This window comes from Psychrobacillus glaciei (assembly GCF_008973485.1).
In the GTDB taxonomy this organism is placed as follows: Bacteria; Bacillota; Bacilli; order Bacillales_A; family Planococcaceae; genus Psychrobacillus; species Psychrobacillus glaciei.
On the sequence record NZ_CP031223.1, the window covers coordinates 3,226,426 to 3,248,774 of the forward strand.

The 22,349-nt window shown below is 36.0% G+C and carries 23 protein-coding genes; 11 read left to right on the forward strand and 12 right to left on the reverse strand.

Annotated elements, in window-relative coordinates; genetic code table 11:
* Positions 1-449 precede the first annotated feature (449 nt).
* The 6 genes from PB01_RS15245 to PB01_RS15270 form a co-directional block, all read right to left on the reverse strand.
* Complete coding sequence (locus tag PB01_RS15245) at positions 450-2,639, reverse strand: YhgE/Pip domain-containing protein (protein ID WP_151700986.1); 2,190 nt, start codon at positions 2,637-2,639, stop codon at positions 450-452.
* 67 nt (positions 2,640-2,706) lie between these two features.
* A complete protein-coding gene (locus tag PB01_RS15250) occupies positions 2,707-3,276 on the reverse strand; it encodes a TetR/AcrR family transcriptional regulator (RefSeq protein ID WP_151700987.1) in 570 nt (189 codons plus the stop codon).
* Between the two features lie 91 nt (positions 3,277-3,367).
* Entirely contained in the window at positions 3,368-3,838 is a 471-nt protein-coding gene (locus tag PB01_RS15255; protein WP_151700988.1) for a FixH family protein, read from the reverse strand.
* Positions 3,835-5,217 (reverse strand): sensor histidine kinase, encoded by a 1,383-nt coding sequence (locus PB01_RS15260; protein WP_151700989.1) that lies wholly within the window; start codon positions 5,215-5,217, stop codon positions 3,835-3,837. The genes PB01_RS15255 and PB01_RS15260 overlap by 4 nt, the downstream gene beginning before the upstream one ends.
* Entirely contained in the window at positions 5,214-5,888 is a 675-nt protein-coding gene (locus tag PB01_RS15265) for a response regulator transcription factor (RefSeq protein ID WP_151700990.1), read from the reverse strand. Before PB01_RS15265 ends, PB01_RS15260 begins: the two co-directional genes overlap by 4 nt.
* Positions 5,885-6,829 (reverse strand): YncE family protein, encoded by a 945-nt coding sequence (locus PB01_RS15270; protein WP_151700991.1) that lies wholly within the window; start codon positions 6,827-6,829, stop codon positions 5,885-5,887. The genes PB01_RS15265 and PB01_RS15270 overlap by 4 nt, the downstream gene beginning before the upstream one ends.
* A gap of 144 nt (positions 6,830-6,973) precedes the next feature.
* On the opposite strand from PB01_RS15270, the gene PB01_RS15275 reads away from it, so the two are divergent.
* Positions 6,974-7,924 carry a nuclease-related domain-containing protein gene (locus tag PB01_RS15275; RefSeq protein WP_225986058.1) on the forward strand — a complete coding sequence of 317 codons (951 nt, stop codon included), beginning with the start codon at positions 6,974-6,976 and terminating at the stop codon, positions 7,922-7,924.
* Between the two features lie 187 nt (positions 7,925-8,111).
* Here the strand turns inward: PB01_RS15275 and hemH are convergent, their stop codons facing one another.
* Together hemH and hemE are read right to left on the reverse strand one after the other, a co-directional pair.
* Positions 8,112-9,044, reverse strand: a complete 933-nt coding sequence (gene hemH / locus PB01_RS15280) for a ferrochelatase (protein WP_151700993.1) — start codon at positions 9,042-9,044, stop codon at positions 8,112-8,114.
* Between the two features lie 8 nt (positions 9,045-9,052).
* The gene (hemE, locus tag PB01_RS15285; RefSeq protein WP_151700994.1) at positions 9,053-10,105 is read right to left on the reverse strand and encodes a uroporphyrinogen decarboxylase; all 1,053 of its coding nucleotides are present in this window, start codon (positions 10,103-10,105) and stop codon (positions 9,053-9,055) included.
* Between the two features lie 201 nt (positions 10,106-10,306).
* Here hemE and PB01_RS15290 point away from each other — a divergent pair, with 201 nt between their 5' ends.
* Together PB01_RS15290 and PB01_RS15295 are read left to right on the forward strand one after the other, a co-directional pair.
* Positions 10,307-10,792 (forward strand): antibiotic biosynthesis monooxygenase family protein, encoded by a 486-nt coding sequence (locus PB01_RS15290; protein ID WP_151700995.1) that lies wholly within the window; start codon positions 10,307-10,309, stop codon positions 10,790-10,792.
* A 62-nt stretch (positions 10,793-10,854) separates the two neighbouring features.
* On the forward strand, positions 10,855-12,024 hold the full coding sequence (locus PB01_RS15295) for a M20 metallopeptidase family protein (RefSeq protein ID WP_151700996.1): 1,170 nt from the start codon (positions 10,855-10,857) through the stop codon (positions 12,022-12,024).
* 97 nt (positions 12,025-12,121) lie between these two features.
* Here PB01_RS15295 and PB01_RS15300 read toward each other — a convergent pair whose 3' ends face one another.
* Together PB01_RS15300 and PB01_RS15305 are read right to left on the reverse strand one after the other, a co-directional pair.
* A complete protein-coding gene (locus PB01_RS15300) occupies positions 12,122-13,318 on the reverse strand; it encodes an ABC transporter permease (RefSeq protein ID WP_151700997.1) in 1,197 nt (398 codons plus the stop codon).
* The gene (locus tag PB01_RS15305; protein WP_151700998.1) at positions 13,302-14,051 is read right to left on the reverse strand and encodes an ABC transporter ATP-binding protein; all 750 of its coding nucleotides are present in this window, start codon (positions 14,049-14,051) and stop codon (positions 13,302-13,304) included. The genes PB01_RS15300 and PB01_RS15305 overlap by 17 nt, the downstream gene beginning before the upstream one ends.
* A gap of 310 nt (positions 14,052-14,361) precedes the next feature.
* Between PB01_RS15305 and PB01_RS15310 the strand changes: the two genes are divergently transcribed.
* The 6 genes from PB01_RS15310 to PB01_RS15335 all read left to right on the forward strand — a co-directional run bounded on the left by PB01_RS15310 (position 14,362) and on the right by PB01_RS15335 (position 18,655).
* Positions 14,362-14,787 (forward strand): HIT family protein, encoded by a 426-nt coding sequence (locus PB01_RS15310; RefSeq protein WP_151700999.1) that lies wholly within the window; start codon positions 14,362-14,364, stop codon positions 14,785-14,787.
* Between the two features lie 120 nt (positions 14,788-14,907).
* Positions 14,908-15,432 (forward strand): tryptophan transporter, encoded by a 525-nt coding sequence (locus PB01_RS15315; RefSeq protein ID WP_151701000.1) that lies wholly within the window; start codon positions 14,908-14,910, stop codon positions 15,430-15,432.
* A 102-nt stretch (positions 15,433-15,534) separates the two neighbouring features.
* A complete protein-coding gene (locus PB01_RS15320) occupies positions 15,535-15,891 on the forward strand; it encodes a YtxH domain-containing protein (protein WP_151701001.1) in 357 nt (118 codons plus the stop codon).
* Between the two features lie 1,310 nt (positions 15,892-17,201).
* Positions 17,202-17,744 (forward strand): HTH-type transcriptional regulator Hpr, encoded by a 543-nt coding sequence (locus tag PB01_RS15325; protein WP_151701002.1) that lies wholly within the window; start codon positions 17,202-17,204, stop codon positions 17,742-17,744.
* Positions 17,745-17,854: 110 nt separating this feature from the next.
* On the forward strand, positions 17,855-18,400 hold the full coding sequence (locus PB01_RS15330) for a DUF3267 domain-containing protein (RefSeq protein ID WP_151701003.1): 546 nt from the start codon (positions 17,855-17,857) through the stop codon (positions 18,398-18,400).
* A gap of 69 nt (positions 18,401-18,469) precedes the next feature.
* Positions 18,470-18,655, forward strand: coding sequence for a hypothetical protein (locus PB01_RS15335; protein ID WP_151701004.1), 186 nt, complete (start codon positions 18,470-18,472; stop codon positions 18,653-18,655).
* Between the two features lie 150 nt (positions 18,656-18,805).
* On the opposite strand, the gene PB01_RS15340 is transcribed toward PB01_RS15335, so the two are convergent.
* On the reverse strand, positions 18,806-18,913 hold the full coding sequence (locus tag PB01_RS15340) for a YjcZ family sporulation protein (protein WP_151701005.1): 108 nt from the start codon (positions 18,911-18,913) through the stop codon (positions 18,806-18,808).
* Positions 18,914-19,050: 137 nt separating this feature from the next.
* On the opposite strand from PB01_RS15340, the gene PB01_RS15345 reads away from it, so the two are divergent.
* Positions 19,051-19,980: a peptidylprolyl isomerase gene (locus tag PB01_RS15345; protein WP_151701006.1), complete on the forward strand. Its 930-nt coding sequence runs from the start codon at positions 19,051-19,053 to the stop codon at positions 19,978-19,980.
* A gap of 192 nt (positions 19,981-20,172) precedes the next feature.
* Positions 20,173-21,338, forward strand: a protein-coding gene (locus PB01_RS15350) for an IS3 family transposase (protein WP_151701007.1) whose coding sequence is annotated in 2 segments (ribosomal slippage) — positions 20,173-20,449 and positions 20,449-21,338 — 1,167 coding nt in all. Because the reading frame shifts where the segments join, the coding sequence is not laid out codon by codon here.
* Positions 21,339-21,392: 54 nt separating this feature from the next.
* Here the strand turns inward: PB01_RS15350 and yhaM are convergent.
* Positions 21,393-22,331 (reverse strand): 3'-5' exoribonuclease YhaM, encoded by a 939-nt coding sequence (gene yhaM / locus PB01_RS15355; protein WP_151701008.1) that lies wholly within the window; start codon positions 22,329-22,331, stop codon positions 21,393-21,395.
* Between the last annotated feature and the right edge of the window lie 18 nt (positions 22,332-22,349).

Genomic DNA, 22,349 nt, shown 5'->3' on the forward strand with positions numbered 1-22,349 from the left:
TCACCATGCATTTTACGATAAATCAATCTTTTCCTTTAACATAGCCTTTATTAAAAATGCCTATCTCATCCTTTCATGAGATAGGCGTACTAGATTGAGGTCAAAGTGTTTGGTGAATGTCAAAATTCTTTAACCTTTTGATTTTTTATTCATTTCCCCTCTCATTCTGTAGTTATTTTACATCATCGCAGTATAATCCTTGATAAGTAGAAAGAGGAAAAAGATGCGAGATTCCTGCGGAAGAACGGACTAGCGAGACCCTGCACGAAGCATAGCGAAGGAGGAGGCTCGATGGTTCGTCCGCCGAAAGCGAGTGTCTTTTTCCGACCTCGATTTTTCTTACTTTCTATTTTATAGAAAAATGACTGTAGAAAAACTCTTTTTTAATGAGTTTGTCAACAGTCTAAAACGCCTATCTCATCCTTACATGAGATAGGCGTTCTTCGTATTTAAGCTTCTGCTGATTGCTTAGAATAACGTTTTTTGAACAATAATAGGAAATATCCAAATGTTAATGCCAAACAAACAAGCATGAACCCTATTAGCACACTATTGTTATACCAGTAATAGCTTACATCTCCTGTTGATATTGCCGCTCTGAAACTTTGAATAGAATACCCCATCGGTAATAACTTATTGAAAATTTGTAATTGGTGTGGAATCAATTCTAAAGGGAAAGTTCCAGCACTTGTTGAAAGTTGTAGAATTAATATTAGAATAGCGACAAATCTACCTGGATTATCTAAAATAGAAACAAGGAGCTGTACGATAGCTAAGTACGTAAAACTTGTAATAATCGCAGTAAGGATGAGCATTCCAACGCTTTGTGTTTCTAATTTTAGGACAAATAATGCAATTGCTACTACAATTAAAGATTGTAAAATACCTACAACCGCAAGGACCACAGTTTTACTTGCAAACCATTTTGCTCCACCTGTCGGCTTAACAGCTGTTTGTACTAATGGGAATACAACGGAAATTATTAATGCCCCAACAAATAAACCGAGTGATAAGAAGTAAGGAGTTAAGCCTGTTCCATAGTTCGGTACGGCATTTATTTCTTCCTTCTTCACATCTACTGGAGAGGCTACCATATCATAGGTCCCATCATTCGCACTTACTTTTCCAGCTTCGTTACTTGCATCTTGTAAACTCGATTGCAATGTATTTGTTCCATCTAGTAATGCTTTCGTACCGTCTTCTAATTTCGTTGAACCATCTGCAATTTCTCCAGATTTTTCAGCCAATGTTCCTGTTCCTTGTTGTAATTGCGTTGAACCTGATTTCAACTGATTTAAACCACTAACTAAGCTAGTTGAACCTGCATAAGCTTGGTTAACTCCTGTGTTAAATTCTTTCATTTTTGCAGTTAGCGTATTTGTGCCTGTTGCTAAGTTTGTAGAACCTTCTATTAATGCAGCTGATGATTCATTTAATTTTGCAACGCCTTGGCTAGCTTGTGCATATCCAGCACTCAATTGTGCTGCTCCGCTATGGACTTGAGCTGTACCATTTGATAATGCAGTTGTTCCATCCGTTAGCTTTTCTAAGCCTGCAGTTACAGTTGAACTTCCAGTCTCCAGTTGCTTCAATGTTTCTGTTAAGGCAGCGGCTTGTTCTGTTGGAAGTGTTGAGCTAATTTCTGCAATTTGTTTTGATAGTGCTTGAATACCCGATGTTACTTGGGAAGAGCCTTTTGATAATTGTTCTGCACTTTCTTTTAATGTAGAAGAACTCGTTTGTAATTGTGCTAATGAATCAATCAACGCTTTGTCTTTTTCACTAAGTAATTGATAGCTTTCATTCAATTTCGCTACATTTGCTGTATACAATGAAATACCAGTTTTTAATGATTCAGCACCTGTTGCTGTTTGGCTAGCACCTTCTGTTAATTGGGAAGAACCATTAGATAGTTTAGATAAACCATCGTTTAATTCAGTCGAACCAGTTGTTGCTGATTGTATACCTGTTGCAACTTTTCCTGTTCCCTCACGAAGCTCAATCGTGCTGCTCGCCAATTGCTCTAAATATCCTTTCAAATCACTTGCACCATTATTAACTTTAGATGCACCATCTTTTAATTTTCCTGCACCATCTGATGCATCTGAAAAACCGTTCCCCATTTTTGTAATTGAATCGAAAAGTTGCTCCGCATATGTTGTAGTAACTTCTTCATTCACCTGAGTACGAATGCGTTCCATCGCTGTTGCTCCAATTTGGGAGGAAAGGAAGTTGTTCCCCTCATTTGGCTTATATGTTATCACCATTTTTTGTGGGTGATCATCCAATAAAGTAGTTGCATGCTGAGAAAAATTTTCCGGTATTTCGATTAATAAATAATAGTCTCGGTTTAATAAACCTTTTTCCGCTTCTTCTTTGTTCACTGAAACAAAATCGAATTGGTCGCTTTCCTCTAATTTGTCTGTCAATTCCTTCCCCAGTACAAGTTGTTTACCATCTAACTCAGCACCCCTATCTGAATTGACAATTGCTACCGGTAAATGATTTAAGTTTGAATATGGGTCCCAAAAAGCCCATAAATACACTACTGCGTACAAAACTGGAATAAATAAAACTGCAATAATTGAAATTAGCATTTTTTTATCTTTAAAAATACTCTTCCATTCTGATTTAATCATTTATTTCCCTCCTAATACTGTGTGACCAAATTACTCAATTGGTCATTTTGATTCAAAAAAAGAAGTCTCAAGTTAAGAGACTACGAAAAATAGTGTCCTGAAACAAATTAGTAATACACTCTTCAGAAAGAGGTTCTTTATGTGTCAAATCCCAATCTACCACAAATGCTAAGTAAGCTTTAAATAGTAGATACGCAACAAGTTCACTATTCACATTACTAATTTCACCTTTTACAATTGCCTTTTCCATTTTCGTTTGAATAAATGAAACGATCTCTTGTTCAATTTGTTTCAAAACATGCTGTACTGCAGGAGTTCGCAACTCCTTCTCTTCCGCAATAATTTTAGCAAATAGCTGGTGTGTTTCACGGAATTCTAACATTTTCATTAGTGCATGATGAGCATTGTCTTGAAACGAGGCTTCCTCTTTCAAGACATTCTGCGCTTCCGTTTTCATTTCATTTATCATTCGAAGTACAATTTCTTGAAAAAGGATATCTTTGTTTTCAAAAAAAGTATAAATAGTACCTTTTCCAACATTCGCGATTTTAGCAATTTGGTCCATGGTAGTTGCTTTGAAACCAAATAGAGAAAAGGATTTTGTAGCAGCTAGAATTATTTCCTGTCTACGGTCCACTATTGCTCATCTCCTAAAATAAAAATGACCAGAAAACCATTACAGTCATCTAGTCATTATAATACGCTTATTTTATTTTATGTGCAAGTATTTATTTGTGATGCATATCACCCATAGAATCATCACTTTCGTCTGACATTACTTTGCTCATATCAGGATTGCCGACTTTTAGTTCTTGTTTTGGCATTACATGTAATCCGCGCGCGTTTGTGTGAGCGAACATATAATAAACACCATCATGATCAAAAGTGTAATTTGCTTCATATACACCGTCTTTTATTAATTTACCTTCTAACATGGTACCGTGCTCACGCATTCCAGACTCCCACACCTCGAATTCCACTTGGTCTGCATCGTCTACTGCTTTATCACCTTGTGTCACTTTTGCAGATAATGCAACTTTTTGACCAACAGGCAATGTTTCTGGCGTTTGAATATTGACTACTACTTCTTCAAGCGTACCTTCATTATGTGAATGCGAGTCATGCGTTGTTGCTTCTTTCCCACCGCAACCCGCTAAAGTTAATGTTGTTAATGCTAAAACGGTTAATATTTTTTTCATATGAATGAATCCTCCCAAATAGGTAATGTAATGTGTACTGTCGTTCCTTTTCCTACTTCACTTGTAAAAGCTAGTTTTCCTTTTTGCATCGAAATTAGTTGCGAAGCGATTGAAAGTCCTAAACCAGTTCCTCCGTCTGAACGGCTTCTCGCTTTATTTACTCGATAAAAGCGTTCTGTAATGTGTGTTAAATGCTCTGCCTCAATCCCGCATCCTTCATCCTTTATCGTAATAGTATTATTCGAATTTGCAATAAAAATAGTCGCTCCTACAGGCGAATAACGAATAGCATTTTCCATTATATTAATCAGAATTCGCTTCGTCATTTGTTCATCTGCAGCTAATATAAGTTCTTCATCCACATCAATGGAAAATTTCAATTTCTTTCCTTGTATATTGGAGCGTTCAAGGTGGATTACTTCTCGAATGGACTCCGCAACGATGAGTGGGGAAATCTCTACACTTTCTATACCTTCAGTTCTTGAAACAGTCAGCAAATCATTTGTCAGCTTTTGCATGCGATTTGCTTCTCTCACAATGAGGTGATAAATCTCTTCTTTTTGCTCTTCACTTACTAAGTTTTGTTCAAATGCTTCTCCATACCCTTTAATATAACTAATGGGCGTTCTTAATTCATGGGATACAATAGAGAGGAAGTCTTGTTTTTTTTCATCCTCTTCTTGAATGGAAGCAGCCATTTGGTTAAACGTTTGTGCAAGCTCTCCCACTTCATCCTGCGATTTTACTTCAACCCTCGTATCATAGTTTCCATTAGCCATTGAAATAGCTGCTTCTTTTAGTTTCGCCAAAGGAGTCAGCACTCTTTGTAAACTTTTTAAACTAATAAACGCCATGGCGATTAATAATAAAGAGACGATTCCTATTAAAAAGAAAATATCATTGGATGCTAGTTCCGTTATTTTCGTTAATGGTACATACAAATAAATGATTCCTTCTAATCGATTTTCATCCACAAGAGGATAGATAACCGACACAACTTCTCTGTCAAAGCGACTCTCAAATCCACGCTTTGTAACTGGATTCCCCGCTATTAACTTCGCGCGTTCATCTGCTCCGATTAAACTATCATAGTCGATATCAAACGGAATGCATGCACTTAGTTCTCGCGGATTTCGTACGGTAAAAACTTCAATATTGGAAAATCGATTATATGCTTCCGTTTGTTTGATAAAATCATCTGTGACAACCCCGCCACTATATGTACGTTGGATATTTTTCGCAACTTCTTTCATAGAAGTTTCGGTATGCTGCACATAAAGTTCTTCATAAAGGAAGTTAGAGAATATTACTAAAAAAACAATAGTAATGGTAATAAAGGCAAGTAAGAGCATCCAAATTTTAAAGGATAACTTTTTCATTGATTGACCTCAAAACGATAGCCTATGCCCCATACAGTTTCAATGTATTTTCCAGCAACTTCTCCGAGCTTCAAACGCAAAGTCTTAATATGGGTATCGACTGTTCTAGTGCCACCTTCATAGGTAAGACCCCAAAGAAGTTCAAGTAGCTGCTCCCTCGAAAACACCTTTCCTTCATTTTCCATAAAAAGACGGATAAGCTCATATTCCTTTAATGTAAGCACAAGCTTTTTATCTTCTAATTTTACTTGTCTAGCAATAATCTCATTTACTAATAATCCTTTTGTTATCGTCGCATTATTTGTTGTAAATCCAGTTCTTCTTAAAATAGCATTTATCCTTGCAGTGAGCTCTACGGCTGTGAATGGTTTTACAACATAGTCATCCCCACCAAGCTGAAGCCCTCTGACTATATCACTTTTAGCATCGAGCGCCGTTAAGAAAATAATCGGTACTTCGGAAAACTGACGAATCTCTTTACAAACAGTAAAACCATCTTTTTCTGGCATCATGACGTCCAAAAGGACAAGATTTATCACTCTATTCTGGACAATTTCAATTGCATCATCGCCATTTTCAGCCTGAATTACTTGAAGTCCAGCTTGTCGCAAATGCATCTCGATTAGTCTACGCATATCTTTTTCATCATCTACGACTAAAACGTTTGTCATTTACTTGCCTCCCTCGTAATTAGCTGAAATGGCCCTTTTCCAACTGAAACCTTATTAATTATCTTTCCATTTTGTAAAAAATATACGTCATGATCATCATACCCAGCAACAACTACCGTATCATCGAAGGTATTAATGGAAAAAGGATTTGCTCCTACTTTAATAGAAGACATTAAATTGCCTTCTTTTGTAAACTCACGCACATAGTTACTACCATGACTAACCACATAAATTTGTCCATTCGATGCTTGTGCAAAACCAATGGGCATCATCGAGGCTTCTATTTCCCCTTGCAATTGTCCACTCTGCAAATTGTATTTTCGAATGACTTTGTTTGGTTGACTTCCCGCACCATGTCCACCTATCCAAAGCTCATTGCCATTCATATAAAGTCCATGAGAAGAAGTTGGAATATCCCATGTAGTAACTAGTTGCAAATCTTTTAAAGTGAAGACTGATAAGAAAGTATCTTTGAAGTTTATAACATACAAGTACTTTTCATCTGCAATCATAGACATAGGATATCTTCCTGCTTCTGCTTTTTCAACTTCTTTTCCTTTTAAGTCCAATAAAGTCAATGTATTTTCTTTTCCATTCGCCACATAAATCGAATCTCCAACCGCATATGCAAAGGATGATCCTTCATGAATAGAATAAGTTGCTACTTTTTTTCCGGTAGAAAGTTGGATAAGTACCGCTTCATTCAATGAATATCCGTACAAGAAAATGTAGTCTTTAGAAACAAGGGTAAAGCCAGTGTAAGCCGCTTCCAATTTCCAAGTTTGAATTATTTTATGTTTGTTTGAAATAAAATCGATAGATGGTTCTATCGTGTTTAAACTGGCTACAAAATCGGTAGACGAATTAATGGGATTAAATGAGGTAACTGAACATCCTACAAGAATTCCACATAAAAATACCAAGATTAATATTTTTCTCAAAAACTCGCCTCCTTTTCTTCTATTCTATCCGAAACATGTGAAAAAAGTTTGAAATCCACAAGATTGTAATGGAAAAAACGATTCAAAATTAAATTATCTCGATTTGGATAAGATCAACTCTCTTGATATAATAATGGAAATGTGGTGATACCAATTATCTCACGTAATTTTCCCAAATCCTATATAGACCTTAGTCGATTACTCTTGAGACTAGAACCATCCCATTCCAGTAAAAAGGAGGTAGAAAAAAAGTTCCATCAAATAGAAGCAGGCTATTTTGGAGAAAAATTAGTGGATAACACTTTGTTAGAAATAAACTTTCCTTCACACTATTGTATTCTACCAGATGTCCATTTAAAGGTTCATGACCACCTCTACATTCAGATGGATACTTTAATTGTCACTAAAAAATATCTGCTAGTTATTGAAGTAAAAAATATCGTTGGAACCATTACTTTCCATAAGCATAGCGGACAAACTATACGAACCCTTGATGGTGTAAAGACTCCATTCGAATGCCCAATCTCTCAAATCAATAGGCATGTACAATCTCTCGAACAAATGCGTTTTCCACTGCCTATATTTAAGGCAATCGTTTATTCTTCAAACCGAGTAATATTAGAAAATGTTCCAATGGACGAGCCTATTTTCTTTAGAAAAAATCTATCCTCATATATCCATCACCTGAATAAAAAAGAAGATAGAATAGACACTTCACAATTTCATGATCTGATTAGAAAAATTCAATCAATGCAACATATAATTCAGCGTAAACCTCTTTGCGACAGATGGAGAGTTTCTCCGGAGTCACTTATCAAAGGCCTTTTATGCAATGTATGCGGCAATATTTTATATAAGATTTCCAACAAAACATGGAAGTGCACAAAATGTGAATCCAATGACAGAACCCCGATAATGCATAATATTAATGATTATTTTATCTTAGTCAAAGATTCCATTACTACCACCGAATGCAAAGAATTCTTCCATTTATCCTCGACGCATGAAGCATACTATATGCTAAAAAAATGCAATTTAATTAACGTAAATAATGCCAGGAAAAGCGTTTATAGAAGGAATATGAAGGTTTTATGAGATACACTCTGGATTTTTTGAGATACTCCGAGGTTTTATGAGATACTCCAAGGATTTTCTGAGATCCGCCCGAGGTTTTCTAAGATACTCCGAGATTTTATGAGATATACCCTGGATTTTCTGAGATTCCTAGTTCCTTTAAGCTAAAAACCTCTAGCGGGATACGCTAGAGGTTTTTCCATTTAGATTATGCACGAATATGTTTTAACACAACGTCTGCCATTGCATCGACGAAGAGAGGTTGATCATTTGGCATTGCTGGACGAATGTAGGTTGCACCAATTTCATCACAGACAACTTTACATTCATAGTCGTTATCATACAGTACTTCTAAATGTTCTGCTACGAATCCAACTGGAGTATAAACAAATGTTGTAAATCCTTTTTCTTCATATAATTCACGTGTTAAATCTTGCACATCCGGGCCAATCCAAGGCTCTGGAGTTTGTCCAGCACTTTGCCAGCCTACTGCATAATTTTTAACGCCTGCTGCTTTAGCGATTAAATCTGCAGTTTCTTTTAATTGGTCTGGGTAAGGATCTCCCAATTCTTTAATTTTTTCCGGAAGTGAGTGAGCGGAAACGATTAAGCAAGCTTTCTCGCGCTCTGCTTCAGTCATTGCTGCAAATGCATCGCGTACTTTTTCTGTCCAATATTGGATGAACTTAGGCTCCTTGTACCAACTCTCTACTGAAGTAATCGTTAAGTTGCCTAGTTTCTCCGCTTCTTCTTTAATTCGTCCATTATATGATTTAACAGAGAATGTAGAGAAATGAGGTGCTAATACCATAGAAACAGCTTCTGTAATGCCGTCTTTATGCATTGCTGCAACTGCATCTTCTAAGAAAGGTTCAATATGTTTTAAGCCAATATATAATTTAAACTCGATTTCATCCTGCACTTCATTCAATCGATCACAAAGACCTTTTGCTTGGTTTTCAGTAATTTTTGCAAGTGGAGAAATTCCTCCAATCGCTTGATAGCGACCAGTTAAGTCTGCTAGTTGTTCATCACTTGGTTTACGACCATGACGAATATGTGTGTAGTAGCGTTCAATATCTGCTTCTTCATATGGAGTTCCATAAGCCATTACTAATAATCCCATTGTTTTTCTCATCATTATCACCTCTAGTTTGATTTTGCAGCAATAAGTTCTTTACTATATTCATGCACAAACGTAGTTAAACGTTTTAATGTATCTGGATTTACTTCTGGGAATACGCCATGTCCAATATTAAAGATATGTCCTGGTTGTACTACCCCTTGTTCAACGATTACTTTTGCACGTTTCTCGATTTCAGCCCAGTCTCCGATCAAATAGGATGGATCAAGATTTCCTTGAAGCGTTTTCGTAATACCTTTTGCACGGGCTTCTTCAATAGATAAACGCCAATCCAGTCCAACTACATCCACTGGTAGGTCGTTCCATTCCATTGCCAAATGACTTGCACCTACACCAAACGTAATAAGTGGAACACCTAATTCACGAAGTTCCGTGAAAATACGCGTCATTACTGGTTTAACAAAAATACGATAATCTGCTACATTTAATGCTCCAACCCATGAATCAAAAATTTGAATTGCTTTTGCTCCGGCTTTCACCTGTGCTTTAATATAAACAATTATCATATCCGCAAGTTTATCCATTAACGCGAACCATGCTTGAGGCTCTGATACCATAAAAGCTTTTGTTTTGTTATAGCTTTTTGATGGTCCGCCTTCAATCATATAGCTGGAAAGTGTAAATGGTGCCCCCGCAAATCCGATTAATGGGACGTTTAATTGCTCTGTTGTCAGCAATTTAATCGTTTCTAATACAAAAGGTACGTCATCTTCTGGTGATAAATCGCCAAGATTATATACATCTTGTACTGTACGAATTGGATTCGAAATGACTGGGCCTACACCCGCTTTTATTTTTACATCTACCCCAATACCCGGTAAAGGTGTTACGATATCTTTATACAGTATTGCCGCATCAACATTATAATTTTCAACTGGAAGACGTGTTACATATGCACAAAGCTCCGGCTCATGCGTAATTTGTTCTAATGAGTATTTCTCTTTAATTTTTCTATACTCTGGTTGCGAACGACCTGCTTGCCTCATGTACCATACCGGTGTGTGATCTACAGCTTCTCCACGAGCTGCACGTAGTAATGTATCGTTAAAAGTTGTCATTATCTATTCCTGCCTTTCTTCTATATAACTGTTCTGTGTTCGAATATACGTTTTCACTATAGACGTTCTTATTCTCATTGTATAGGTATATAGTGTAATTGTCATAAATTTGTCCTGTATTTCCAGTCTTTCTTTGAAGAAATGGTTTTTAAATTGACTTTAATGGGAAAAGTAATATTAACGATGAGTGGAGGAATTTAAATGAACATATATATGACATCAGGAACTCCTGAATTTATGGAAACAATCAAAAAGAAACATTCAAATGAAGAATTATTTCTTCTATATGGTGTTGGGAACACTATTCTAATTCATGAAACGACTGGTAAGTCTATTTTTCAAGTACCACAAAAATATGAAATACTTGAATCTCACGGTAAGTTTTCTGGAACAGGCTTTTTCGTATTACAACATATTCCTGTGTCGGATGAAGGCCGCCCTATATTCGAATTTCAGTATACCAAACTAACCAGTACAGTTGAAAATGAACCAGGTTTTATCGCACTACGTGTGCTAAAACCATTAAAAATGGATACGTATATTATTTTAACAGAGTGGACTGGTCCTAGTAGTTTTGACATTTGGAAAAAATCGATTTCATTGAATTTTGATCACATCACTGATAAACAACATATTTTCACAAGCCCTCCTCATGTTGCTACTTATAGATCTAAAGAAGAAGCCTGACTCAAAAGGCTTCTTTTTTCTGCTATAATTTAATTAAAAGTAATTAGCGGAGGGGAAAACTTATGGCAGTGAAATTAGTAGAAAAACTGGAAAGTTCTTTTGAAGATATGGTTGCAATTCGTCGTTATTTACATATGCACCCAGAGGTTTCATTTCAAGAAACAAAAACGGCGAAGTATATTCAAGACTTTTATACAAATTTATCGATTCCTTTTCAAGCAAACGTTGGTGGAAATGGTGTTGTTGCAAGAATCAAAGGGGCTTTACCTGGCAAAACAGTGGCGCTTCGTGCAGACTTTGATGCACTACCAATCCAAGATGAAAAAGATGTAGAATATAAATCTACAGTAGCTGGTGTCATGCATGCATGTGGACATGATGGGCATACCGCAGCACTTCTTATTCTTGCACGCACGATAAATGAATTAAAAGAGCAATTATCAGGAGAATATGTATTTATTCATCAACATGCGGAAGAATATGCGCCTGGTGGAGCAAGACCAATGATTGATGCAGGGTGTTTAGAAGGTGTCGACGTTATTTTCGGTACTCACTTATGGTCGTTAACTCCTCTTGGCACGATTGAATATAAATCGGGTGCTATCATGGCGGCAGCTGATCGATTTGAAATAGTCATTCAAGGTAGCGGTGGGCACGGAGCTAATCCTCATCAATCAAAAGATGCAATCGTAGTCGCTTCTCAGTTAGTTGTAAACTTGCAACAATTAGTTTCAAGGAGAGTCAATCCAACCGAAGCCGCAGTTCTTTCAGTTGGATCATTTGTAGCCGAAAATGCTTTTAATATCATTGCAGATTCTGCAAAACTTTCAGGAACGGTACGAACTTTTAATCCGGAAGTTCGTGATTTGATGGAACAAGAACTAGAGCGAGTAATAAAAGGAACTTGTATGACTGCTGATTGTACCTATACACTCACTTACGACAGAGGGTATCCACCTGTCATTAACCATCCAGCGGAAACGGAATTTTTAGAGAAAGTTGCAAAAGAAGTCCCAGGTGTAGAGAAAGTAGAAGAATCGATTCTTCATATGATTGGAGAAGATTTTGGCTACTACATGGAAAAAATTTCGGGAACATTTTTCTTCACAGGTGCAATGCCAGAAGGAGAAGTTTACCCACATCACAGTCCAAAGTTTGACTTTGATGAACGCGCAATGCTAATTGCTGCGAAGACATTAGGTACAGCAGCTATGAAATACCAAACACAATAAGAAAAGCGCTGGAGTCTGGACAGTTACTTAGTAGAAATGCATATACTTTCTAATTCTTAAATAAGAAAAAGGCTGTCAAACGCTGACAGCCTTTTTCTTATTTTTTACTCATGCGAAGTGTAAGCTCGGATACTACATATACCGCTACTGGTACAAGCATCTTGAGAAGGGTATATTCCCCTTGAATCAGTATTCCAAGTAAAACAAATAATGCTTGTACAAATTGAATGATGCGAAGTAATTTATTTACAGCTAGCTTTCTAGCATCCGAGTCGATTGGAAATAACAAATCCATTCGGAATTCATGACCAGATAGAAGCGCATGTTTCAACTGGATAACCGATGCAAATGCTAGTGCCGCCGTAAAAATAATTGCAACGATTGGAAACGGAATAAACACTGCACCAAGTAAAGAAATAAACGTCAATCGTACCCATAAATAAAAATAATCATCCGTTCGAATAAACGTCCGTAGTATTAAATAAAATTGAGCATTCTTTTGCGCATATGGTGCAAACGCATAAAAAGCATCTAGCCATTTCCTTCTTTTCTTCTTGCCTCTAATATGTGGAACATCAGTGAAGTAATTAGCAAACCGATAAAAACGCATCATACGAGACTGTTCTACTTCTATAAAATGATCAAAAGGAAAAGGCACTTCTTTCTTCTTTTTTTGCCAAACAACAAGGTAAACCAATCCTATAATCGCTATCCCTATTGCTATAAAATAATAACCACTCATTAGGAAGTACAATGCTGCCATTAATAAAAGAAAACGTACGAAACGGTCCATCCATACATATTTCCCATTCGCAGCCCAACGATAGTTAAATTCCACAAACATATTCCAACTTTTCAACACAAGTACAACTAAAAATAGAATAAGAATCTCATTTTTTGACATGCTACCTATTTTAGTAAGTAATGGAATAGAAACAACAAAAACTGCTAACGATACAAAGACACTAGAAAAGTATGTCCACCTTAATGCAAGCTTAAAATATTCATTTAGCTTGATTTCTAAAGGTAGAAAATAGACCCCATCTGCATGTTTCATTAATGTTACAGGTGGACTAATCATTAAAAATATACTTAATAAGAACGCAACAAGTAAGAAAGCCGGAAAATCAGATGATGCAGTTTTTAGCCATTCACTATATGCATATCCCCCTGCTCCTATAGCAAATACAAGCACAATTGCTATATGACCAGAAATAATATACTTTAAGTATTTCTGCAACTCATTTATATAAAAAACAAAACGTATATTCCATACCTCACGCAAGTTTTTCATCTTGTTGTTCCTTTGTCATTTCAATATATAAGTCATCTAATGTCGCATATGGCATATGAAATATAGCGCGCAAATCATCCATTGTTCCTTGTGCCCTAATTTTTCCGTTGTGTAACAGTAAAATTCGATCACAAAATTTTTCTGCAGTAGATAAAATATGAGTCGACATCAATACAGATGCCCCTTCTTCTTTTCTCGTTTTCATTTGATCGAGAAGCGACTGAATACCAAGTGGATCTAACCCAACAAATGGCTCATCGATAATATACAAGGAAGGATTAACTAAAAAAGCACACATTATCATTACTTTTTGTCGCATTCCTTTAGAAAAATGAGATGGAAACCAGTTCAATCTCTTTTCCATTCGAAACTCTTTTAAAAGAGAGTCTTTTCGTGCTTCAAATACAGACGAATCTAAGTTGTATGCCATTGCTGTAAGTTGCAGATGTTCCATTAACGTTAATTCGTCATATAAGACAGGAGTTTCTGGAATATAAGAAAAAGAAGAACGATAGATTGCCGGGTCTTCTTTCATCGTTTTTCCATTTAAACGAATTTCTCCTTGTGTCGCGTTCATCGTTCCGATAATATGCTTGATTGTAGTACTCTTACCTGCTCCATTCAATCCTATTAATCCAACTAATTCACCTTTACCAATCGAAAAAGTTAGATCATGCAATACTGGTTTTCTCGTATAGCCACCTGTTACATTATTTACTTCTAATACTGTCATTTCTGCACCTCATCTCTTCTTAATAGTTTACCAAATCTAGTAGGAAAAATCTTCTTTCAATCAATTTCGCCTAGGCGTATTTGTGTCCAGATCAAGTAAGGAAATTAGCTTAAGAACGTCGCATCCTTGCGATAACAGCTAACTGGCCTGCATCACGCAGGCCTTTGCTCGCTCGATGAACTCCTTCACTAAATCCGTGACATCCGCCGGAGACCTTAACCTTATTCAGCAAAAAATTGCTGAATAAGGTTAAACAAACCTGTCCTATTATATGTTAAACTTTTCGTAACAATGAATAGGAGGTTTTTACATGAGTGAATGTATTTTCTGTAAAATAATTGATGGTTCCATTCCAAGTGCAAAAATTTATGAGGATGAGCATGTATATGCCTTTATGGATATAATGCCCCTTACAAAAGGACATACGCTCGTTATTCCAAAAAATCATAAAGAAAATGTATATGATTTATCGGAAGAGGAAGCGAGTAATTTATTTAAAGTTGTTCCTAAAATTGCTTCAGTATTAAAAGAAGCATTCGGACCTGTTGGCATGAACCTATTAAATAATAATGGAGCTCCTGCCGGACAAAGCGTTTTTCATTTTCATTTACACTTCATTCCTCGATACGATCAAACAGATGGCTTCCGTGCAACTTGGAATACAAAAGAGAAAATGTTCACACCTGAAACTATTCAAGCGCTAGCAAAAGATTTGTTTGAAAAGTTAAATAATTAGCAGTTGCTTTTATATAAAAAAAGACATACAATCATAGATAAGTTTCTTGCTAACGATCAAGAGGATACGTTAGAGGAATCTTACAAAAAATAGCTTAGAAAAGCTGAGGAGAGATGAGAATTGAATACAAAAAATTTAGTTTTAATGTCCATGTTGATAGGTGTCGGTGCAGTACTTTATATTGTAATCCCTGGATTTAATGGTGGGATGAAACCGGACTTTATGTTGACAATGATGTTTATCGGCATTTTGTTATTTCCTAATGTGAAAAATGTATTTTTACTTGGGATTTCTACAGGTGTAATATCTGGCTTGTTTTCTACATTCCCTGGAGGATTTGTTCCAAATATCATTGATAAATTTGTCACTGCATTCGTTTTCTTCGGATTGGTAGTATTACTACACACAGTTGCAAATAAATTAGCTGTTGCTATTGTCTTAACTTGTGTTGGTACATTGGTTTCTGGTACAGTTTTCTTATCAAGTGCGATTTTCTTAATTGGCGCAGATATACCTTTCGTGGGACTTTTAGTTGCAGTAGTTCTTCCAGCTATTGCTATTAATGCAGTAGCATTCTTCATCATCTATCCAATAATAGGAAAGATAATAAAAAGAACAAAATTCGAAACAGCTATTACTGTTTAAAATACTTGCTTTCCTTTTCGAAGGAAAGCTTTTTTTGTATAGAAAATTATGTTTTAATTAGGACAAGGAAAGGAATAATACATATAACAAGGGGTGAATAAAATGAAAACAACACATTTCTTATTTGGAATTACAACTGGGGTAATAGTAGGTGCTACTACAGTGCTTCTCTCCACTCCACAATCTGGTGGTGAGCTTCGATCGTCTTTAAAGTCTACTTCCATTGATATGAAAGACAAATTATCCGATGTTAAATCACATATACAAAGTCTTAAAAACTCCATTAGTCTATTAAGTAAGGAATCAAAAGAAGTAGTTCCTGCTACTATCGATGATTTAAAAATAAGTATTGCTCAATGGAAAAGTGAAACCGCTCCAATTCAACAACAACTGCAATCGGAAATCAATTCTATTCAGCAAGCACTAGAAGAATTAGAAAAAACATTACCTAAACCATAAGAAAAATGCGAGCGTCCTTTAAGTGCATCTGGTATTCACCGCTTCCAGAGTGCTTTGGACGAAACATTGGTTACACTGGTACCGTGGGAATTTTAGTGGATGGAGAAGTGACCGCGTCACTCCTCCATCCACTTTTTTCGGTAATGTTGTGGCGGGTGTTTTTCCAGCTCCCTCTTGGAATATGTAAAGACTTGATTCATTAGTTTAGATAATGAGAGATAAGATGCTTTCTTACAGTTCTGTTGATTAAACAAAACGACCAGTAAATTACCGCTTAACTTTTATCTATGCTGCATCTATATAAACTAGCATCGCTAGTATTAAAGCGGACAAAGAACGCATTGTAGATATATTACGTCGTAAGAAAGTTGCCGCTGGGATTTCCGCTGCAGGGCGGACGCTTTCCACCGGGTGAGCGATGAGCCTTCACCGCCGCTACGCGTTCGTTGTGAAGGCTCATTTGCTCACAGAGGGTCGAAAGGCTAGAAGCGCCACATCGTGTGGCAACACCTTCGTGACCAACATCCTGTTGGCCTCCGGTAGGAGTCGCCACCCTTTCGCTCCAACCCAGAAGAAACATATTAACTATTCAGTAGTATTGCGCAAAATTATCCACTCTACTAATCCGGATATTATCACCTAATAAATAATGCGCAACATACGGAATATTTTCAATGAAGACATATAATTTAATGCAAAGTTAAGGCTTTATTAAGAGAAAGTAGTGGCATTCTCCCCGTGATTTGACTCGTCCAACCATTTATTGGATTTTATTTTAGATAATATAGTTAAGATTAATAAGTGAATAGTTAGCAAATATGCTGGATTGCAGCGGCAGGTGGCGACTCCGAAGGGATCAGGGAGACAGATGAGACAGCACAAACGGCGCACATGCGACGGTGCTGGCTCATCGCTCCCCCCTCGGAAAGCGTCCACCTAGAGCGGAAATCCTGGCGGTCACTAAGACGCAATATATCTATACTGCGCTCAATAAAAAACATCGAAGTCCCCAAAATTGTACCCATCATCCATACCGAACTGAAAACAAACAAATTATTATAAGTTTTTATCGCCTTTCTTACATGTACTTTATGTAAAAAAGTAGGTAATCAACATACGTGATATTGTTCCTTAAAAATAATAGTCCCTACTTCCCCTAAATTTTAAAAAAGAGGTATGCACTTAGTCGAACTTGATTAATGCATTACCTCTTTTTTATTATGTAATAAATAATATTTTATTCTGTTTCAACTTACTTACTTTCTTGCTATAATATTCGAAAGAAAATAATGCGGAAAGAAGGGATAATCATGTCAGAACGATCCTATACGATGAAAGAAGCCATGCTGTATAGTCAGCGTATTGCGCAGCTTTCAAAAGCGCTATGGAAAGCAGTAGAAAAGGATTGGCAAGTATGGATAAAACCTTATGACTTGAATATTAATGAACATCATATTTTATGGATATCTTATCATTTAGAGGGTGCAACTATTTCTGAAATTGCAAAGTTCGGAGTTATGCATGTTTCTACTGCATTTAATTTTTCAAAAAAACTAGAGGACCGTGGGTTGCTTTCTTTTTCTAAAAGAGAATCAGATAAGCGCAACACTTACGTAAATGTAACAGCTAAAGGAAAACTATTGTTGGAAGATATGTATGAAAACTATCACGACACACCTCATTCCGTAATTGAGGGTTCTGTTCCAATGAAAGAGCTATATGGTAAATTTCCAGAATTTTTAGACGTGATGGCAGTCATTCGGAATATTTATGGTGACGACTTTATGGAAATATTTGAACGTTCCATTAAAAATATTGATGAAACATTTGCGAAAAACAAGGATTATCAGTGAATTGAAAGCACTCTCTCATTTTTTAATATTTTATGTATTGCTTTTTCCTTGCAAACATCGTATTGTATGTATCTGATAGATACCCAACAACGTATAGGAGATGCTTACACTTGCACTGCTGGAAAACAATTAATGTAAAGAAACAATACGGTTTGGACCGATTATTTCTTTTGTCCTCTCTTCTTGTAATTATCGTTTTTTCATTCGTATATGCTCTATTAGGAATTATCAATAATACAACTAAATCAGACGATTATTTTTGGATATTTGTCTTATCATTTTTATGTATTTATCCACTTCATAAATTAATACACTTTATCCCACTTTTTCGATACAGAGATAAAGTAAGATTTATAACGGAGAAAAGATATGGCATTTTGCCGATCTTCCAATTGCGTGTAATTGAACCAATTAATAAAAATAGATTTGTTTTTTCATTATTAGCTCCATTTATTTTTATCAATATAGCCCTTGTTACTGCAGCAATATTAGCACCAATATTTGCTCATTACTTTACAATCTTGTTAGCTTATCATTGTGGAATTTGTTTAATAGACTTGATCTATGTGAAAAATTTAAGTAAGTCACCAAAACAAGCACTTATTGAAGAAACAGATGCGGGTTATGAAATATTAATTGCTCCAACTCATCCTTAACAATATATACTACTTGTAAACTATATTACTTCTTTGATATGCTTACTAGTATATGAAGGGAGTCTAGACATGATTATATTTACGATGATTCTATTCTCAGCATTTTATTTGCTACAAATTAATCGAATGACATTAGCATTAGTAATGTCAAAAGAAATTCCAGAAGAAAAACATCCTAAGATTTTTCGTACAATTAACATATTAATTACGATTCTTCTAGTTAGTTTCTATGTGGAATTAGTTTATACAGTTTAAGAACAGCTTTAATTGCTTTGAGTTCTTGGACAGTTACGATGTAAAAAATTGACCCAAATCATGTAGATGATGATGGGTCATTTCTTTTGATAATACGAGGAGGAAAAGAAGAACCAAGATCGCGTGTACGATCTTAGTCCGCCCCTTCTATTAGTAGATAAACGCTGCTCCTACAATGACTAGTAAAATAAATAAAACTACCAACAATGCAAAACCGTTAGCTCCGTAACCGCCGCCGCCGCCATATGCTCCACCCATTTAAAACACCTCCTTTTCAATGTATCCTATGCGTTATTTTAAAAACTCGGTAGGCAAATGAATGGGAACCATTTTTATTTTTATTTCGTTTATGTTATAGTAACTACTGCAGCACGAAGAAGTTAGGAGAGAATTTCATGAAAAAAACAGTATTAACATTCACACTTGCAGCATCCGTTCTTGCTTTAGGAGCATGTAGTAATTCTGCAAATAGCAGTGACATTATCGCTACCTCTAAAGTTGGAGACATCACGCAAAATGACTTATACCAAGAAATGAAATCATCGATTGGTGATCAAGCATTTCAACTTCTAATGATTGAAAAGGTACTTGACTCGAAGTATAAAGTGTCAAAAGAAGAAGTGGATGCAGAATTAAAAGCTGATAAAGAGAAATTAGGCGACAACTTCGAAGCAATGATTGCACAACAAGGCTATACAGAAGAATCTTACAAAAAATATTTAAAACTTAACTTATTGCAAGAAAAAGCTTTAACTGAAGATATTAAAGTATCAGATGATGAAGTGAAAGCTGCATATGATAAGATTAAAGATGAAATTAATGCTCGTCACGTTTTAGTAAAAGATGAAGCAACAGCTAAAAAAGTGAAAGCTGAGCTTGAATCAGGTAAAGACTTTGCAGAAGTTGCAAAGAAATATTCGACAGAAGAAGCAGCTCAAACAACTGGTGGGGAATTAGGTTGGTTTGCTAAAGGACAAATGGTTCCAGAATTCGAAGATGTAGCATTTAAGTTAAAGAAAAACGTATTTAGTGATCCAGTAAAAACTGATTACGGTTATCATATTATTGAAGTAACTGATACACGCACGATTAAAGAATCATTTGAAGATAAAAAAGCTGAACTTGAGAAACAATTAAAACTTGAAAAAGCGGATAAATCAACGCTATTACCAAAAGTAGCAAAAATGATGAAAGACGCTGATATCAAGATTAAAGATGAAGACTTAAAAACTGCACTTGACAGCATTTTAAAATCTGCTGATACTCCAAAAGAAACAGATGCTGACACTGATACAGATACGGATACAACGGATAGCTCAAAATAATTCGTACGCAAACATAGCGCAAGTATCAAGCTTTGCTCTAGCGTATAGAATCGTTAAATCTATTATATTCTTAAACAAAAAAAGCGTAGGGGTCATTAGCCCTTATGGACTAACCTAAAATAGTGAGACAATATAAAACACCTTCGGTAATGGTACACTTAAAACAAGTACTTAAATCGGAGGTGTTTTTGCATGGGCAAAAACGTGTATACAAGCGAGATTAAATGGGCAGTCGTCAAAGAAAAAATGAGTGGTAAACTAACAACGAAAGAAATTATGGAGAAATACGGAATTAAGAATAAATCTCAAGTTGAGACATGGATGAGATGGTATAGAGCGAATGAAATTCATCGTTTTGACCAACCGATTGGGAAACAATATACGTTTGGGCATGGGCCTGATTTTAAAAGTGAAGAAGAGAAGAAAGATACGCAGATGAACCATTTAAAAATGGAGAATGAGATTCTAAAAAAGTATTTGGAAATGATAAAGGAGTTGAAAAACACATAGTTCTTCAAATCGTGGAAAAGTTCCGGAAAAACTATACAGTAAGTGTCATTTTATCAGCCTTAGAAATACCACGTTCCAGCTTTTATCGTTGGTTAGCTGAAGAAGTTGAGAAGATTTTAACCTTAGCAGAAGAAGCAATCATCGAACTATGCAAGAAAACGAAATACCGCAATGGTCATCGTAAAATAAAGGCGTTATTGAAAAGAGATTATGGAATTAAATTAGACCGCAATACCGTTCAGAAAACCATGCAAAAGTTTCATCTTCAATGCAAAGTAAAGCAAAAAAGAAAATGGAAATCTCAAGGTGAGTCAGTAGTAATTGCCCCAAATGTATTGAATCGTAACTTTATAGCTAGTAAACCGAACGAAAAATGGGTAACGGATATTACGTATATTCAATATGGTAGCGTCACATTATATCTTTCGACGATCATGGATTTATATAACAATGAAATTGTCACTTATAAGCTTTATAATCACCAACAGACTCCGTTAGTCATGGATACGTTGCGTGAAGCGTTAATAGCTCGCGGAAACCCCCAAGGTGTTATTGTTCATTCTGATCAAGGAAGTGTCTATACATCGTATGCTTATCAAAATGCCTTGAAGGAAAACCATTTAGTTAGCAGTATGTCCAGACGTGGAAACTGTTGGGATAATGCAGTAATTGAGTCCTTTCATTCTAGTTTAAAAACAGAAGAGTTTAGCCTAGCCAAGTTTAATTCATTAAGTAATGTCAGTGTTGTGCAAAGAATTGACGAGTATATTCGTCATTACAATGAAGAACGGATCCAAGAAAAATTAGGCTACCTTACGCCAAAAGAATTTGGCATAGCGGCAGCCTAAAAAGGTGTTTTATATGTGTCTCATATCGCTAGGTCAGTTCATTACGCTTTTTTGTTATTCAAAAGTTGGTTTATAGAATGAGCGGTTTTCTAATGCAAATAAGCGCTCTGAAAACTCACCAGGATTTGTTTTATCTAATGCACGATTTAGCATATTCATTTTTGCATCGATATTATCGATATAATGCAAAATTTCCGCTTCTCGAACCATCGGACGTTTTGGACTTCCCCACTCTTCTTTTCCATGATGACTAAGTACCATGTGTTGAAGAAGCATTACCTCTTCGCCTTCAATTTGAAGTTCTTCCGCTGCCTTCGAAATTTCATTTACCATTATGGTGATATGGCCTAGTAAGTTACCTTCGATTGTATACGTTGTTGCTACTGGACCAGAAAGCTCTAACACCTTCCCTATATCATGCAAAATAATCCCTGCATATAATAGATCCTTATTGAGTGTTGGGTAAAGATCACTAATTGCTTTGCCAAGCTTCAACATGGATACAACATGATCTATTAATCCAGAGGCATAATCATGGTGATTTTTCGTTGCAGCTGGAAAGGTCATAAATGCCGTTTGATGTTTTTTTAATAAATGACGAGTAATTCGTTGAATTAATGGATTTTTCATTTCAAAGAAATACTGCATTAACTCTTCCATCAATTCTTCTTTCGGTTTCTCTGCAGAAGGAACAAGATCATTTATTGTAATCGATTCTTCCAACTTGACCGGTCGAATACTTTTTACTCGAAGTTGAAATTTCCCCCGATAGTCTTGAATTTCTCCACCAACTCGAACGATTTGGCTTGCAGCGAATAACTTTTCGTGTTCATCATTTGTATCCCACAGTTTCGCTTCAATATCGCCACTTTTATCTTGTAAGACAAGAGACATAAATGGTTTCCCGACCGTAGTAACCCCTTTTGTTGATTGTTTAATCAGTAAGAATTGATCGACTGGATCTCCTACTCGCAGTTGTGTAATACCTTTCATTTCACATCTCCTCCACTT

Bases quoted from the DNA above. Each gene is read 5' to 3' on its own strand.
- PB01_RS15295 (WP_151700996.1), top strand. From the start codon at position 10,855: ATGGCAGTGAAATTAGTAGAAAAACTGGAAAGTTCTTTTGAAGATATG.
- PB01_RS15265 (WP_151700990.1), bottom strand. From the start codon at position 5,888: ATGACAAACGTTTTAGTCGTAGATGATGAAAAAGATATGCGTAGACTA.
- hemE (WP_151700994.1), bottom strand. From the start codon at position 10,105: ATGACAACTTTTAACGATACATTACTACGTGCAGCTCGTGGAGAAGCT.
- PB01_RS15335 (WP_151701004.1), top strand. From the start codon at position 18,470: ATGATTATATTTACGATGATTCTATTCTCAGCATTTTATTTGCTACAA.
- PB01_RS15340 (WP_151701005.1), bottom strand. From the start codon at position 18,913: ATGGGTGGAGCATATGGCGGCGGCGGCGGTTACGGAGCTAACGGTTTT.
- PB01_RS15305 (WP_151700998.1), bottom strand. From the start codon at position 14,051: ATGACAGTATTAGAAGTAAATAATGTAACAGGTGGCTATACGAGAAAA.
- PB01_RS15300 (WP_151700997.1), bottom strand. From the start codon at position 13,318: ATGAAAAACTTGCGTGAGGTATGGAATATACGTTTTGTTTTTTATATA.
- PB01_RS15325 (WP_151701002.1), top strand. From the start codon at position 17,202: ATGTCAGAACGATCCTATACGATGAAAGAAGCCATGCTGTATAGTCAG.
- PB01_RS15260 (WP_151700989.1), bottom strand. From the start codon at position 5,217: ATGAAAAAGTTATCCTTTAAAATTTGGATGCTCTTACTTGCCTTTATT.
- PB01_RS15345 (WP_151701006.1), top strand. From the start codon at position 19,051: ATGAAAAAAACAGTATTAACATTCACACTTGCAGCATCCGTTCTTGCT.
- yhaM (WP_151701008.1), bottom strand. From the start codon at position 22,331: ATGAAAGGTATTACACAACTGCGAGTAGGAGATCCAGTCGATCAATTC.
- PB01_RS15320 (WP_151701001.1), top strand. From the start codon at position 15,535: ATGAAAACAACACATTTCTTATTTGGAATTACAACTGGGGTAATAGTA.
- PB01_RS15255 (WP_151700988.1), bottom strand. From the start codon at position 3,838: ATGAAAAAAATATTAACCGTTTTAGCATTAACAACATTAACTTTAGCG.
- PB01_RS15290 (WP_151700995.1), top strand. From the start codon at position 10,307: ATGAACATATATATGACATCAGGAACTCCTGAATTTATGGAAACAATC.
- PB01_RS15310 (WP_151700999.1), top strand. From the start codon at position 14,362: ATGAGTGAATGTATTTTCTGTAAAATAATTGATGGTTCCATTCCAAGT.
- hemH (WP_151700993.1), bottom strand. From the start codon at position 9,044: ATGATGAGAAAAACAATGGGATTATTAGTAATGGCTTATGGAACTCCA.
- PB01_RS15245 (WP_151700986.1), bottom strand. From the start codon at position 2,639: ATGATTAAATCAGAATGGAAGAGTATTTTTAAAGATAAAAAAATGCTA.